Genomic DNA, 13,700 nt, shown 5'->3' on the forward strand with positions numbered 1-13,700 from the left:
CTCTCATCCCCAAGCGCAGGGCTCGAGGTCTTGTCGTTTATGCGCTGCGGGCTTACGTTCCGGAGCAACATGTCGCAAGAGATTTTCGCATGAAATCAGCGTTTCTTCCCGACCGGGGCGTGGTCAAGGTCGCGGGCGAGGATGCGCGCAACTTCCTCAACGGCCTCGTCACGACCGACCTCGACCGGCTCAAGCCGGGCCTGGGGCGATTCGGCGCGCTGCTGACGCCGCAGGGCAAGATCATCGTCGATTTCCTGATCACGGAGGCGCCGGCCGGCCACGGCGGTGGGTTCCTGATCGATTGCCCCAAGGCGCTGGCCGAGGGTCTCGCCACCAAGCTGAAATTCTACAAGCTGCGCGCCAAGGTCAGCGTGGAAAACCTCTCCGACGATCTCGGCGTGCTCGCGGCCTGGGGCGGCGCGCTCGCGGCCCAGCCGGACCTTGCCTTCGCCGATCCGCGCCATGATGAGCTCGGCTACCGCATTCTGATCCCCGAAGACCTCAAGCAGAAGCTGTCCGACCTCATCGGCGCCGAGCTGGTCGATGCGGCCGCCTATGAGGCCCATCGCATCGCGCTCGGCGTGCCGCGCGGCGGGCTCGACTTCATGTACAGCGATGCGTTCCCGCACGAGACCAATATGGACCGCCTCGCCGGCGTCGACTTCGACAAGGGTTGCTATGTCGGCCAGGAGGTCGTCTCGCGCATGCAGCATCGCGGCACCGCGCGCACCCGCAGCGTCAAGGTGCTGCTCGACGGACCCTCGCCCGAGATTGGCGTTGCCATTCTCGCCGGCGACAAGCCGGTCGGCACCATCGGGTCCTCCGCCGATGGCAAGGGCATCGCACTGGTGCGCATCGACCGCGTCGCCGACGCGCTCGATGCCGGCCAGCCGCTCACGGCCGGCGGACTTGCCTTGACGCTCGCCGAACCTGACGTCGTGCGCATTCCAGCCAAGCAGCCCACCGTATGAGCCGCGCCCCTCGCCTGCATCCCGACGGCCTGACCCGCTGCCCCTGGCCGGGCGAAGATCCGCTCTATGTCGCCTATCACGACACCGAATGGGGCGTGCCTGAGTATGACGACCGCGCGCTCTACGAGAAGCTGATCCTCGATGGCTTTCAGGCCGGCCTGTCCTGGATCACGATCCTGCGCAAGCGCGACAATTTCCGCAAAGCCTTCGACGATTTCCAGCCGGAGAAGATCGCGCGCTACAATGCCAAGAAGGTGCACGCGCTGATGAACGATGCCGGCATCGTGCGCAACCGCGCCAAGATCGACGGCGCGATCCTGAGCGCGAAGTCCTATCTGGATATCATGGAGAAGGGGCCGGGCTTCTCGAAGCTGCTGTGGGACTTCATGGACGGAAGGCCCAAGGTCAACAACTTCAAGACCACGGCGAGCGTGCCGGCCTCGACGCCTTTGTCGGTGCAGATCTCCAAGGAGCTGTCCTCGCGCGGCTTCAAGTTCGTCGGCCCGACGATCGTCTATGCCTTCATGCAGGCGACCGGCATGGTCAACGACCATCTCGTCGACTGCCATTGTCACGCAAGCTGCGGCAAGACGCAGCGCAAGCCGCGCCTCAAGGTCAAATGACGGCGAAGAAGTCGGCACGCGGCGCGGAGTCCCGCGCCTGGCAGCGCATGCTGTCGGGCCGGCGGCTCGATCTGCTCGATCCCTCGCCGCTCGACGTCGAGATCGCCGACATCGCCCATGGGCTGGCGCGCGTGGCGCGCTGGAACGGGCAGACCATCGGCGCGCACATCTTCTCGGTCGCGCAGCACACGCTGCTGGTGGAGACCGTGATGCGGCACGAAACGCCGCGCGTCGACCAGCGCGTGCGGCTCGCAGCGCTGCTGCACGACGCACCCGAATACGTGATCGGCGACATGATCTCGCCGTTCAAGGCCGTGCTCGACGGCCACTACAAGGCGGTCGAGAAGCGCCTGCTCGGCGCCATCCACATCCGCTTCGGCCTGCCGCCGGTGCTGCCCGAGGAGATCACGTCAGCCATCAAGGCCGCCGATCGCGGCGCAGCTTACCTCGAGGCGACCGAGCTTGCCGGCTTCAGCGATGCCGAGGCGAGGCGCCTGTTCGGCCGCGATCCCGGCCTGCCCGACAGCGTCCGGCGCGACTATCTCACGCCCTGGACGGCGGCGCGGGCCGAGAAGCAGTTCCTGGAGCGGTTTGGCGCGGTGTTTGCGTGAGCGTTGTTGGGGGTTGACGGCGCCCCTCGCTCCGCCGTCGTCCCGGCGAAGGCCGGGACCCATACTCCCAGGGAACGGTTGCCGCGCGAAACTGACAACCAAGGGTCTTCGCCAAACCTAATCCTGTGGTTATGGGTCCCGGATCTGCGCGCGCTTCAGGCGCGCTTGTCCGGGACGACGAAAATAGATGAACGGACGCCTTGGGCTTCGCTTTGCCCACCCTCCGGCCGCGGCTATAATCAATGAAAAGGTCCGCCATGATCCACGTCTGTTCCCTCGCCGCGCTTCCCGAAACCGTCCGCCTCACCAAGGCCAGCCATGTGCTGACCGTGATGGCCAATGTCGAGCAGGTGGCGCGGCCGGTGTCGGTGCTGCCGGCCAACCATCTCAAGGTGTCGATGGACGACATCACCGAGGAGATGGACGGCTTTGTCGCCCCATCGGAGACGCATATCGACCAGGTCCTGAACTTCGTGCGCGGCTGGGACCGCAGCGCGCCGCTGGTGGTGCATTGCTACGCCGGCATCAGCCGCTCCACCGCGAGCGCCTTCGCCGCCGCCTGCGCCCTCAATCCGCATCGCGACGAGATCGAGATCGCGAAGAAGATCCGCGCCGCCTCGCCGATCGCATCGCCGAACCGGCGCATCGTCGGCCTCGCCGACCGCGCACTGGGACGCGAGGGCCGCATGCTGCGCGCGCTCGACGAGATGGGCCCGGGCGCGATGATGGTCGAGGGCCGCCCCTTCATGATCGAGCTGGAATGACAGCTGCGCGTCACAGCACAAGTGCGCATAGGGCGTCGGGGCTTGGCAAGTTCGTGCCCTTCTACACCGTCATGGCCGGGCATAGCCGTCCAAAGGACGGCGTCGCTTCGCTCGCCTATGTCCCGGCCATCCACGAGCTTTCCCGCGGCACGAAGAACGTGGATGCCCGGGTCAAGCCCGGGCATGACGTGGCAACATCTGCGATTGCCATCGCATGAGCGAGACGCTGCTGACGCCGATCGAGATCGGCCTGACCGCCGCGATCGTCGCAATCGAGGACCATGAGCCGCTGATCCTCACCGCGCGCGGCAGCGACGGGCTGGCCGGCCTGCCGTTCGGCCCGTTCGATGCGCTGAGCCATCGGACCTTCGAGATCGGCCTGCGTGCCTGGGTCGAGGAACAGGCGGGCTTGCGGCTCGGCTATGTCGAGCAGCTCTACACATTCGGCGATCGCGGTCGTCATGCGGAGGCCGGCGACACCGGCGCGCATATGGTGTCGATCGGCTATCTCGCACTCACCCGCGCTGTTGACGGCGAACTCGCAGCGACCGGAGCAAGCTTCGAGCCGTGGTATCGCTTTCTCCCCTGGGAGGACTGGCGCGAGGAGCCGCCCGCGATCATCGCCCGCGACATCATCCCGGCGCTGGCGACGTGGGCGGAACAGGAGACGCCGGAGACGACGCGCGCATTGCCGCGCAGGGATCGCGTGCGGTTCTATTTCGGCCTCGACGGTGCGCCCTGGGACGAGGAGCGCGTGCTCGACCGCTACGAGCTGCTCTATGAGGCCGGGCTGATTGAGGAGGCGCGGCGCGATGGCCGCCCTGCGGCATTAGTGCGCAAGGTGCTTCCCGCACTCGGCACTTCCATGCGGTTCGATCATCGCCGGATCCTCGCCACCGCGATCGCGCGGCTGCGCGCAAAACTGAAGTATCGTCCTGTGGTATTTGAACTTTTGCCCGCCGAGTTCACACTCACCGAATTGCAGCATACGGTGGAGGCGATCTCCGGCCGGCACCTGCACAAGCAGAATTTCCGCCGCCTGGTCGAAACGGAAGCCCTGGTCGAACCGACCGGCGTGATGTCGACACAGACCGGCGGACGGCCGGCGGCGCTCTACCGCTTCCGCCGCGACGTGCTCCAGGAGCGGCCCGCGCCGGGCTTGCGCATGCGCTCCCGGCGCTAGATACGACATTTGCGCGATCGGCCCCTGCCCGCCGGTTGCCTGGAGGCTTCATGTTCGACGGCCCGTTTGACGTCTTTGCGCTGATCATTGCGATCGTCGCCTTCCTGATCGCGATCAAGGCCTCCAGCCAGGCGGCCGAGCTGCGCCGCCGGCTGAGCTCGCTCGAAGAGATGTTTTACGCGCAACGGCGGGTGCAGCCGCCGCCGCAGATGCCCGCACCGGTGCAGGCTGAAGCGCCCGCAACAACTCCGGCCGAGCCACCGCCGCTTGCGCCCGAAGCCGAGGCGCCGCCGCCGCTCGTCACCGAAGCGGCTTCGCCGCCACCGCTCGAAGCGGACACTGGGGCCGATGCACCGCCTCCGCTGCCTGCGCCGGCGCCCGGCTTCGAGGAACGGCTCGGCACGCGCTGGGTGGTATGGATCGGCGGCCTTGCGCTCGCGCTCGGCGGCTTCTTCATGGTGCGCTATTCGATCGAGGCCGGCCTCGTCGGTCCAGGCGTGCGCGTGTTCCTCGGCGGCCTGTTCGCGCTGGCGCTGCTCGGCGCCGGCGAATGGTCGCGGCGCAAGGAGAGCATCTCCAACATCGCGGCGCTGCCGATCGCCAACATTCCCGCGATCCTCACCGCGGCCGGCACGGCCGTGGCGTTCGCGACCATCTATGCCGCCTACGCGCTCTATGGCTTCCTCGTGCCCGCGACCGCCTTCGTGCTACTCGGCCTCGTCGCGCTCGGCACGCTTGCCGCCGCCCTGCTGCACGGGCCCGCGCTTGCAGGTCTCGGTGTGGTCGGCGCGTTCGTGACCCCGCTCCTCGTCTCCAGCGGCAAGCCGGACTATTGGGCGCTCTACATCTATCTTGCGATCGTCACCGCCGCGAGCTTCGGCCTTGCCCGTATCCGGCTGTGGCGCTGGCTTGCCGTGACCACGATCGTCTTCGCCGTGCTGTGGATCTTCCCGGGTCTCGACGCGGGCGACTTGCAGGTCGCACCGCACGCCTTCCATGTGATCGCGGGATTCGTGCTCGCCGCGCTGCTCGTCGTCTGCGGCTTCATGTTCGGCCCGACGATCGAGGACGGCGAGATCGAGCCGGTGTCGTCGAGCTCGCTCGGCGCCTATCTGTTCGGCGCGATGCTGATCGTGCTGTCGAGCGCGCATGCGGATCTGGCGCTGATCGCCTTCACGCTTCTGGTCGGTGCGACGCTTCTCGTCGCCTGGCGTGCCCCCGCGGCCACCGGCGCGCTCGGCGCGGCCGCGGCGACCGTCTTCATCGTGTTCGCCGAATGGGCGGTGCGCGCCAATCCTGACATGCTGGTGCTGCCGGGCGGCCCCATACCCGGCATCGGACCGGCCGCGACCGACAGCGCGGTGACGCTGCATCTGGTGACGGCCGCGATCTTCGCCGCCGGCTTCGGCATTGCCGGCTTCCTCGCTCAGGGCCGTTCGAACTCGGCGATCATTCCGGTGGTGTGGTCGGCGGCGGCGGTTGCGACGCCGATCGCGATCCTCGTCGCGCTCTATGCGCGCATCGCCCATCTCGACCGCTCGATCCCGTTCGCGATCCTCGCGGTGCTGCTCGCCGCCGCCTTCGGTGCCGCGACCGAAGCCCTCACCCGGCGCGAGACCCGGCCCGGCGTCGCAATATCAACTGCGCTGTTCGCGACCGGCACGCTCGGCGCGCTCGCGCTGGCGCTGACCTTCGCGCTGGAGAAGGGCTGGCTCACCATCGCGCTGGCGCTGATGTCGCTCGGCACCGCCTGGATCTCGCTGCAGCGCCCGATCCCGGTCCTGCGCCGGCTCGCGGCCATTTTCGCCGCGATCGTCACCGCGCGCATCGTCTACGATCCGCGCATCGTCGGCGATGCCGTCGGCACGACGCCTATCTTCAATTGGCTGTTGTGGGGCTACGGCCTGCCTGCGGCGTCGTTCTGGGCGGCGAGCATCTTCCTGCGCCGCCGCGGCGACGACGCGCCGCTGCGCATCGTGGAAGCCGCCGCGATCCTGTTCACTGCGCTGCTCGCCTTCATGGAGATCCGGCACTTTGCGACTGGCGGCCGGATGACGTCTGCGCCCTCGCTGCTCGAATGCGCGCTGCAGGTCTGCATCGCGTTCGCCATGGCGATCGGGCTGGAACGCTTACGGCTGCGCAGCCGCAGCATCGTGCACAATGTCGGCGCGGTCGTGCTGACGGCGATCGGCGGGCTCGTCAGCGTGTTCGGCCTGCTGATCCTGGAGAACCCGCTGCTATGGCGCATCGACGTCGGCGGCGCCGTATTCAACCTGCTGCTGCTCGGCTATGCGCTGCCGGCGGTGCTGATGCTGTCGCTGTCCTATGCGGTGGTCGGCGATCGCGACAAGGCCTATGCCAACACCATCGCGGGCGGCGCGCTCGTGTTCGCGCTCGCCTATGTCACGCTGGAGATCCGCCGCTTCTATCACGGCCCGATCCTGTCCAGCGGCGAGACGACGGGGGCCGAGCAATATAGCTACTCGATCGGCTGGCTCGCCTTCGGCGTGGTGCTGCTCGGCGTCGGCATCCTCGTCAACTCGGAACGCGCGCGACTTGCGTCCGCCGCCGTCATCGCGCTGACGATCCTGAAGGCCTTCGTCATCGACATGTCGACGCTGACAGGCGTCTACCGCGCGCTGTCGTTCATGTGCCTCGGCGTCGTGCTGGTCGCGATCGGATGGCTCTACCAGCGCATCCTGTTCCGGCGGCAGGCCCCGCCGCCGGCTCCACAGACGGGCACGTAACACGTCGGGCGAGGTGCTTCACCTCTCCCCGGCGGGGAGAGGTCGGATTGCGCAGCAATCCGGGTGAGGGGCCGCAGCATTCAGTGCGACTGTAACCCCTCACCCGGATCGCATCTTCGACGCGATCCGACCTCCCTACGGGAGAGGTGAACCACTAGCACGCGACGCTTCTAGGCCGCGCGGACCGAATCCAGGAACTGCGCGACCTCGACCTTGAGGCGCGTGCTGTCGGTCGCCAGCGATTTCGCCGCCGACAGCACTTCGGTCGAGGCCTCGCCGGTCTCGATCGCACCGCGCTGCACGTCGGTGATGTTCGCCGAGACCTCCTGCGTGCCGACCGAGGCCTGCTGGACGTTGCGCGAGATCTCCTGCGTGGCCGCGCCCTGCTCCTCGACGGCGGCCGCAATCGCCGCGGACACTTCGGACAGCCGCTCGATGGTGCCGCCGATCTCCTGGATGGCGCTGACGGATTCCTGCGTTGCAGCCTGGATGCCCGAAACCTGCGCCCCGATCTCGCCGGTCGCCTTCGCGGTCTGCTCGGCCAATGCCTTGACCTCGGAAGCGACGACCGCAAAGCCGCGGCCGGCTTCGCCCGCGCGCGCCGCCTCGATGGTCGCGTTCAGCGCCAGCAAATTGGTCTGGCCTGCGATGGTGTTGATGAGCTCGACGACGTCGCCGATGCGGGAGGCGGCCTGCGACAGCGCGTTGACGCGCTCGTTGGTCCGCGCCGCCTGCTCGACGGCTTCCGCGGCCATCCGCGCCGAATCCTGCACGCGGCGGCTGATCTCGGTGATGGAGGACGACAGCTCCTCCGAGGCGGAGGCCACGGCCTGGACGTTGGTGGAGGCTTCCTCGGAGGCCGCCGCGACGACGGTCGCGAGCTCCTGTCCGCGCCGCGCGGTGCTGGTCAGCGTCGATGCCGACGCCTCGAGCTCGGTCGAGGCCGAGGAGACGGTGCCGACGACTTCGCCGATCATGGCTTCGAACTTGCGGGTGATGGCATCGACACGGCGGCCGCGCTCGATCTTGGCTTCGGCGTCGGCCGCAGCAGCCTCGTCGGCGGCCTTCTTGGCGATCAGCGCTTCCTTGAAGATCTGGAGCGCATCCGCCATCGAACCGATCTCGGTCTTCTCGCCGCGATGCGGCACCTCGGCCGAAAGGTCGCCCTCGCCGAGCGACTGCATCGGCTTGATGATCGAGGCAATGCCACGCGAGACGTCGCGCACCAGATAATAGGCGGCGGCGATCGCGATCACGACCGAGAACACGATGATGCCGACCAGCACGCGGAAGATCATGGCGTAGCTGTCGGCGGCCTGCTTGGTTTCCAGCTCGGCGCCGCGGTTGTTGAGCTCGATGCCCTTCTGAAGCAGCGGGTCGGCCGCTTGCGCCATCTTCGCGACCTTGGTCTGCAACAGCTCGTTGGCCTCGGTGGGGAAACGGCCGACGCTCTTGCGCGACAGCGCCATCACGTCCTGCACGCCGTTCAGATACTCGGCCCATGCCTTGGTCCACTGCTCGTAGAGCGAACGCTCTTCGGCGGAGGTGATCAGCGGCTCGTACACCTTGCGGGTCTTCTCGATGCGCTCGCGCAGCGAGGCGAGGCGCTTCTCGGCCGCGTCCTTGCCTTCGGCGGTTTCCTGCATCAGGTGCAGACGGAGCGCGACGCGCAGCTCATTGATGTCGGCGCGAAGCGAACCGAGCGCGCGCACGCTCGGCAACCAGCTCTCCGCGATCTCGACCGTATGCGCATTGATGTTCTGCATGGTGCCGATCGCGGTCACGCCGACGCCGGCGAGTGACAGCACGAGGACCGACAGCACGGCCAGAAGCTTGAAGACGATCGACAACTTCGACATCACGACAAATCCCGATGATACCCAGCAACGCGTGAATCACCTGCGCCGCAATCGTCGCGACGGACGACAGGGCGGAAGTCAGTTCATCGATGCTGGCTGGTTCTTATCCCGTGAGATTGCGCCTAATAATCGCAAACAGGCGTTAACAGGAACCTACGTAAAATTACGCGACCGCCCGCGTCGTCGTTATTGTCCCTGCAACCATCTGTTGTGGCCGCACTGATATCTCGTGTTGCGATACGGTTGACGCATCGCAACATCGAACGCAACGCCGTCACGCCGCCCGCACCGATTCCAGGAAGCGCGCGACCTCGCCCTTCAGCCGGTTGCTTTTCTGCGACAGCGACTGCGCGGCCGAATGCACCTGCGCCGAGGCGGCTCCGGTCTCGCCGGCGCCGCGCTGGACGTCGCCGATATTCGCCGAGACTTCGGAGGTGCCGTGCGCGGCATGCTGGATGTTGCGGGAGATCTCCTGCGTCGCGGCGCCCTGCTCCTCCACCGCGGCCGCGATGGTCGACGAGATCTCCGACATCCGCGCGATGGTGTCGCCGATCTCCTTGATCGCGCCGACGGAGTCCTCCGTCGCGGCCTGGATCGCACCGATGTGCTGGCCGATCTCGCCCGTGGCCTTCGCGGTCTGCTCGGCGAGCGCCTTCACTTCGGTTGCGACCACCGCGAAGCCCTTGCCGGCTTCGCCCGCCCGCGCCGCCTCGATCGTCGCGTTCAGCGCCAGGCGGGCATCATGACTGCGTCGCTTTTCCGGAAGGTTAACCCTGCGTATATCGATCACCGCGTCGAAGTACGAACGCGCGCAACCGCCGTGCAGTCACGCGCGGCGGCTGCAAGAAAGATCTGTTGAAGGGCGCCGCCGTCAGGCGGCGCGCACGGTGTCGAGGAACTTGCCGACCTCGAGCTTCAGACGATTACTGTCACCGGACAACATCTGCGCAGCGGACAGCACTTGCGAGGACGCCGAACCGGTCTCGCTCGCACCGCGCTGCACGTCGGTGATGTTGGATGACACCTGGTGGGTGCCCTCCGCCGCCTGCTGCACGTTGCGGGAGATCTCCTGCGTCGCGGCGCCCTGCTCCTCGACGGCGGCTGCGATGGTCGAGGAAATCTCCGACAGCTTCTCGATGGTGTCGCTGATGTCCCTGATCGCGCCGACCGAATGCTCGGTCGCGGTCTGGATGCTGGCGATCTGCTGGCCGATCTCGCCCGTCGCCTTCGCGGTCTGCTCGGCGAGCGCCTTGACCTCGGAGGCCACCACAGCGAAGCCGCGGCCGGCCTCACCTGCGCGCGCCGCCTCGATCGTGGCGTTGAGCGCCAGGAGGTTGGTCTGACCCGCGATGGTGTTGATCAGCTCGACCACGTCGCCGATCCGCGTCGCGGCCTTGGACAGTTCGCTGACGCGCTCGGTCGTGGTGCGAGCCTGGCCGACGGCCTCGCTTGCCACACGCGCGGATTCCTGCACCTGCCGGCTGATCTCCGTAATTGAAGACGACAGCTCCTCGGTCGCCGATGCCACCGACTGCACGTTGGTTGAGGCTTCCTCCGAGGCTGCTGCAACCACGGTCGTGAGCTGTTGCGTGCGCTCGGCGGTCGAGGTCAGGGTCGTGGCGGACGCCTCGAGCTCGGTCGAGGCTGACGACACCGTGCCGACGATCTCGCCGACGGCACCTTCGAAGCTGTCGGCGAGCCTGCGCATCTCGGCCTTGCGCTGTTCGGCCGCGATCTGATCCTGCCGCATCTTGGCCTCCGCTTCCTCGCGCGCCTTCTGCTCGGACACGATCTTGAATTTCTCGACGGCACCGGCGACCTCGCCAACCTCGTCCTTGCGGCCGAGGCCTGGCAGCACCACGGAAAAGTCGCCGCCGGCGAGCTTCTCCATCGCTGCCGTGAGTGCGCGCATCGGCCGTGCGATGCTGAAGACGGAGAAGATGCACGCGCCGATCAGGACCAGCGCGACCAGGACGCCGGAGACGAATGACGTCCGGGCAACCGACGCCGCCTCGGCTTCCGCCTCCGCGCGCGCCTCGACGCTCTTCTCCTTGGCGAAGTCGATGATCTGATTGGTCAGCTCGGAAATCTCTTCGTTGATCGGCGCCAGCGTCCCCTTGCGGATGCGGTCCACCTCGGCCACGAGTTTTGCCAGCTGCGCCGCCGCTTCGCCGTCCTTCTTCCCGTCGAGCGCAAGCTCCTGCTTGCGGATGCCTTCGATCTGTTGCTCGCCCTTGCTGAAATTGCCGATCAGCGTGGTCAGCCGATCGATCCGCTTGTGGTTTTCGGGCGAATGCGAGAGCCGCGCCATTTCGCCCGAGAATTTCAGGGCCGCCGTCTGCCGGTCGTTGAAATAGGTAACGGCCTTCTGCACCTCGGCCGGGGAGCTGGACGTCAGGATGTCGCGAATGCCGATCTGCATGCCGCGCACCGAGGCCTTCGCCTCCGCTGCGTTCTGCGCGATCGTCTGCTGTTGCGTTGCCGCAGTGCCAAGCTTCTGAGCTTCGGTGCTACCGCTCATCTGAAGAAAGATCATCAGCGCGACGAGCCCGATGGTCAGTGCCGAGGTGATGGCGAGCTTGGTGCCAATTCGCAGATTCTGAATGAACATCATCGAACTATTCCCGGGATACGGATTGCCGCGACGAAGCGCGTGAACATCCCGGAAAGGCTAACCGGCAGGTTGGTCATTAACGTTAAGCGGGGCCCTCGCGTCTTAGGTAGAAGTACTGAAAACGCGGCTTAAATCTGTGGACTTCCACACGTTTCACGCGCAGCTAAATAAAGCTTCGCGGATTTGCATGCTTCGCGTTCGTTAACGCCGACGCCATCATTTGCGGATGGTGTCAGCTCACCGCCTCACCGACGAGGCTGATGCGAAAGACCGGCTTCTTGTTCTCGTCGAGCAGCTCCATGCACCACTCGGCGTTCGGCTTCAGGCTGCGCGAGATGCCGCCTAGCAGATTGGCGCAGACCTCGGTCATCTCGGTCCACGCGGCTGCGCGATCCTCGAACTCGTACGGCTGATCGGCGGCGCCGGAATAGCGACCGGTACTGATGCGGAAGAAGTACAGCGACATCGTTGAACCCTTGGTTAGGGCCGCACCCCCCGGCCGTACGCAAACTGGGCGCGAACAGCTACCAACGCATGAAAGCCGCCGTCCGTATGACTACGGCGCGGCGGCTTCGTGTTCGATGGTCGTCTTCAACGAGAAAATGCGCGGACGGCCCCGCGCAGCCGCTCACTGGGTCGAGCGGCGCAGCTCCAGCGGACCCTCGTTCCTGGCGGGCTCGGACTTTGCTTCCGACTTCACCGGCTCGAGCCGGCCGCTCTCGACACGCGGGGTCTCGACGCGCGCGGCGACTTCGGTGTTCGAGGTGGCGACCGACCCGGTGTGCTCGGAGGAGCGCAGCGAACGCGGACGCGCGACCGCACGCGCCATCAGCATCTGGTTGCCGCCCTGATGGTGGAAGTCGCAATAGGCGAAGCCCATGCCCGACACCGAACCGCGGAAGCTGCGATCGTCGGTCTTTTCCAGGTTGAAGCAGGGCTCGAACGGAATTCCCTTGATCGAGGCGCAGACGTTCTGGCCGCGGATCTGGAGCGTGTTGCCGGGCAGGCGGAGATGCTTGACCGGGCCTGCACCCGAGAACTGCACGGCGCCGGCGGCGCCGAGGTCGTCCAGGATGCGGCCTGCGCCGCGGGTGCCGTCGAAACAGGTGAAAGCGAACACCTTGCCGGCGACGAAGCGGCGCGCCTCGTCGGCATTCATGCTTCCAGCAATGGCCGGCGCAAACGTCGCTGCCGCCGTGACAGCCCCCAACACAATACGCGCAAGCATGCTCAACTCCGAACCAACCCCAGCGCGGGCGATGCCTTATCTCTTTACCCGCTGCTTACCATACTAACCATGGCGACATTGAAGCAGCTTGGTTGGTAAAGTCTGAACGCCGTTAGACAATTTTTACCACGATCCGGCCGCGGACCTGGCCGGACAGGATTTTCGCGCCCCATTCGGAAACCTCGGCGAGCGGGATTTCGTGAGTAATTTCAGATAGTTTCGACCGATCCAGATCGGACGCCAGACGCTGCCAGGCGGCCTTCCTGGGCTCGATCGGGCACATCACGGAATCGATGCCGAGAAGGCACACTCCGCGCAAAATGAAAGGCGCGACGGAAGACGGCAGGTCCATGCCGGCGGCAAGGCCGCACGCCGCGATCGCGCCGCCGTACTTCGTCATCGACAAGAGGTTGGCGAGCGTGGTCGAGCCGACGCTGTCGACGCCGCCCGCCCAGCGCTCCTTGGCGAGCGGCTTGGCCGGCGCCGACAATTCGTTGCGGTCGATGATCTCGGCGGCGCCGAGCTGCTTGAGGTAGTCGGCCTCCGAGGTGCGGCCGGTCGAGGCGATGACGTGATAGCCGAGCTTGGACAGCACGGCGGTCGCGACCGAGCCGACGCCGCCGGCCGCGCCCGTCACCACCACGGGACCGCTCTTCGGCGACAGGCCGTGCTTCTCCAGCGCCAGCACCGAGAGCATTGCGGTAAAACCGGCAGTGCCGATTGCCATGGCGTCGCGCGCCGACAGGCCCTGCGGCAGGGCGACCAGCCAGTCACCCTTCACCCGTGCCTTCTCGGCGTAGGCGCCGAGATGGGTCTCGCCCATGCCCCAGCCGGTGCAGACGACCTTGTCGCCCGCCTTCCACTGCGGATGCGAGGACTGCTCGACCGTGCCGGCAAAGTCGATGCCGGCGATCATCGGGAACCGGCGCACCACCGGCGCCTTGCCGGTGAGCGCAAGGCCGTCCTTGTAGTTCAGCGTCGACCATTCGACGCCGACGGTGACGTCGCCCTCCATCAGCTCGGCTTCGTCGAACTGCGTAAGCTGCGCGGTGGTGCCCTTGTCCGCCTTGTCGATCCGGATCGCCTTGAATGTGGCCACG

Annotated in this window: 12 protein-coding genes and 2 pseudogenes; 8 read left to right on the forward strand and 6 right to left on the reverse strand. The window is 66.7% G+C overall.

Annotation, left to right across the window (positions count from 1 at the left end; genetic code table 11):
• The first annotated feature begins 89 nt into the window (after window positions 1–89).
• The 7 genes from ygfZ to XI09_RS27115 all read left to right on the forward strand — a co-directional run bounded on the left by ygfZ (window position 90) and on the right by XI09_RS27115 (window position 6,899).
• Window positions 90–971: a CAF17-like 4Fe-4S cluster assembly/insertion protein YgfZ gene (gene ygfZ, locus XI09_RS27085; protein ID WP_271569556.1), complete on the forward strand. Its 882-nt coding sequence runs from the start codon at window positions 90–92 to the stop codon at window positions 969–971.
• Window positions 968–1,594: a DNA-3-methyladenine glycosylase I gene (locus tag XI09_RS27090; RefSeq protein ID WP_011085340.1), complete on the forward strand. Its 627-nt coding sequence runs from the start codon at window positions 968–970 to the stop codon at window positions 1,592–1,594. Before ygfZ ends, XI09_RS27090 begins: the two co-directional genes overlap by 4 nt.
• The gene (locus tag XI09_RS27095; protein WP_271569557.1) at window positions 1,591–2,205 is read left to right on the forward strand and encodes an HD family hydrolase; all 615 of its coding nucleotides are present in this window, start codon (window positions 1,591–1,593) and stop codon (window positions 2,203–2,205) included. Before XI09_RS27090 ends, XI09_RS27095 begins: the two co-directional genes overlap by 4 nt.
• Window positions 2,206–2,462: 257 nt before the next feature.
• Window positions 2,463–2,969 (forward strand): tyrosine phosphatase family protein, encoded by a 507-nt coding sequence (locus XI09_RS27100; protein ID WP_271569558.1) that lies wholly within the window; start codon window positions 2,463–2,465, stop codon window positions 2,967–2,969.
• A 53-nt stretch (window positions 2,970–3,022) separates the two neighbouring features.
• Window positions 3,023–3,187, forward strand: coding sequence for a hypothetical protein (locus XI09_RS27105; protein WP_271569559.1), 165 nt, complete (start codon window positions 3,023–3,025; stop codon window positions 3,185–3,187).
• Complete coding sequence (locus tag XI09_RS27110; protein ID WP_271569560.1) at window positions 3,184–4,152, forward strand: NUDIX hydrolase; 969 nt, start codon at window positions 3,184–3,186, stop codon at window positions 4,150–4,152. The genes XI09_RS27105 and XI09_RS27110 overlap by 4 nt, the downstream gene beginning before the upstream one ends.
• A 50-nt stretch (window positions 4,153–4,202) precedes the next feature.
• A complete protein-coding gene (locus XI09_RS27115) occupies window positions 4,203–6,899 on the forward strand; it encodes a DUF2339 domain-containing protein (RefSeq protein WP_271569561.1) in 2,697 nt (898 codons plus the stop codon).
• 170 nt (window positions 6,900–7,069) lie between these two features.
• Here XI09_RS27115 and XI09_RS27120 read toward each other — a convergent pair whose 3' ends face one another.
• Window positions 7,070–8,758, reverse strand: a complete 1,689-nt coding sequence (locus XI09_RS27120) for a methyl-accepting chemotaxis protein (RefSeq protein WP_271569562.1) — start codon at window positions 8,756–8,758, stop codon at window positions 7,070–7,072.
• Here XI09_RS27120 and XI09_RS27125 point away from each other — a divergent pair.
• Window positions 8,733–8,981 carry a hypothetical protein gene (locus tag XI09_RS27125; protein ID WP_271569563.1) on the forward strand — a complete coding sequence of 83 codons (249 nt, stop codon included), beginning with the start codon at window positions 8,733–8,735 and terminating at the stop codon, window positions 8,979–8,981. The genes XI09_RS27120 and XI09_RS27125 overlap by 26 nt on opposite strands.
• 51 nt (window positions 8,982–9,032) lie before the next feature.
• On the opposite strand, the pseudogene XI09_RS27130 reads toward XI09_RS27125, so the two are convergent.
• From XI09_RS27130 to acuI, 5 genes and pseudogenes are all read right to left on the reverse strand, one after another.
• Window positions 9,033–9,491 (reverse strand): annotated as a pseudogene (locus XI09_RS27130) (methyl-accepting chemotaxis protein); the annotation flags it as partial.
• A 138-nt stretch (window positions 9,492–9,629) separates the two neighbouring features.
• Window positions 9,630–10,652: pseudogene (locus XI09_RS46240) on the reverse strand (methyl-accepting chemotaxis protein); the annotation flags it as partial.
• A gap of 952 nt (window positions 10,653–11,604) precedes the next feature.
• Window positions 11,605–11,838: a DUF6894 family protein gene (locus XI09_RS27140; protein ID WP_092187665.1), complete on the reverse strand. Its 234-nt coding sequence runs from the start codon at window positions 11,836–11,838 to the stop codon at window positions 11,605–11,607.
• Between the two features lie 162 nt (window positions 11,839–12,000).
• Window positions 12,001–12,600, reverse strand: a complete 600-nt coding sequence (locus XI09_RS27145) for a hypothetical protein (RefSeq protein ID WP_135179127.1) — start codon at window positions 12,598–12,600, stop codon at window positions 12,001–12,003.
• Between the two features lie 112 nt (window positions 12,601–12,712).
• Complete coding sequence (gene acuI, locus XI09_RS27150; RefSeq protein WP_271569566.1) at window positions 12,713–13,699, reverse strand: acrylyl-CoA reductase (NADPH); 987 nt, start codon at window positions 13,697–13,699, stop codon at window positions 12,713–12,715.
• Between the last annotated feature and the right edge of the window lies 1 nt (window position 13,700).

Origin of the sequence: Bradyrhizobium sp. CCBAU 11386 (assembly GCF_028128955.1) — a bacterium.
Classification (GTDB): domain Bacteria; phylum Pseudomonadota; class Alphaproteobacteria; order Rhizobiales; family Xanthobacteraceae; genus Bradyrhizobium.

Excerpts from the sequence above, each read along its gene's own strand:
- XI09_RS27120 (WP_271569562.1), bottom strand. The coding sequence starts at position 8,758 with ATGTCGAAGTTGTCGATCGTCTTCAAGCTTCTGGCCGTGCTGTCGGTC.
- XI09_RS27140 (WP_092187665.1), bottom strand. The coding sequence starts at position 11,838 with ATGTCGCTGTACTTCTTCCGCATCAGTACCGGTCGCTATTCCGGCGCC.
- XI09_RS27090 (WP_011085340.1), top strand. The coding sequence starts at position 968 with ATGAGCCGCGCCCCTCGCCTGCATCCCGACGGCCTGACCCGCTGCCCC.
- ygfZ (WP_271569556.1), top strand. The coding sequence starts at position 90 with ATGAAATCAGCGTTTCTTCCCGACCGGGGCGTGGTCAAGGTCGCGGGC.
- XI09_RS27145 (WP_135179127.1), bottom strand. The coding sequence starts at position 12,600 with ATGCTTGCGCGTATTGTGTTGGGGGCTGTCACGGCGGCAGCGACGTTT.
- XI09_RS27110 (WP_271569560.1), top strand. The coding sequence starts at position 3,184 with ATGAGCGAGACGCTGCTGACGCCGATCGAGATCGGCCTGACCGCCGCG.
- XI09_RS27115 (WP_271569561.1), top strand. The coding sequence starts at position 4,203 with ATGTTCGACGGCCCGTTTGACGTCTTTGCGCTGATCATTGCGATCGTC.
- XI09_RS27095 (WP_271569557.1), top strand. The coding sequence starts at position 1,591 with ATGACGGCGAAGAAGTCGGCACGCGGCGCGGAGTCCCGCGCCTGGCAG.
- XI09_RS27100 (WP_271569558.1), top strand. The coding sequence starts at position 2,463 with ATGATCCACGTCTGTTCCCTCGCCGCGCTTCCCGAAACCGTCCGCCTC.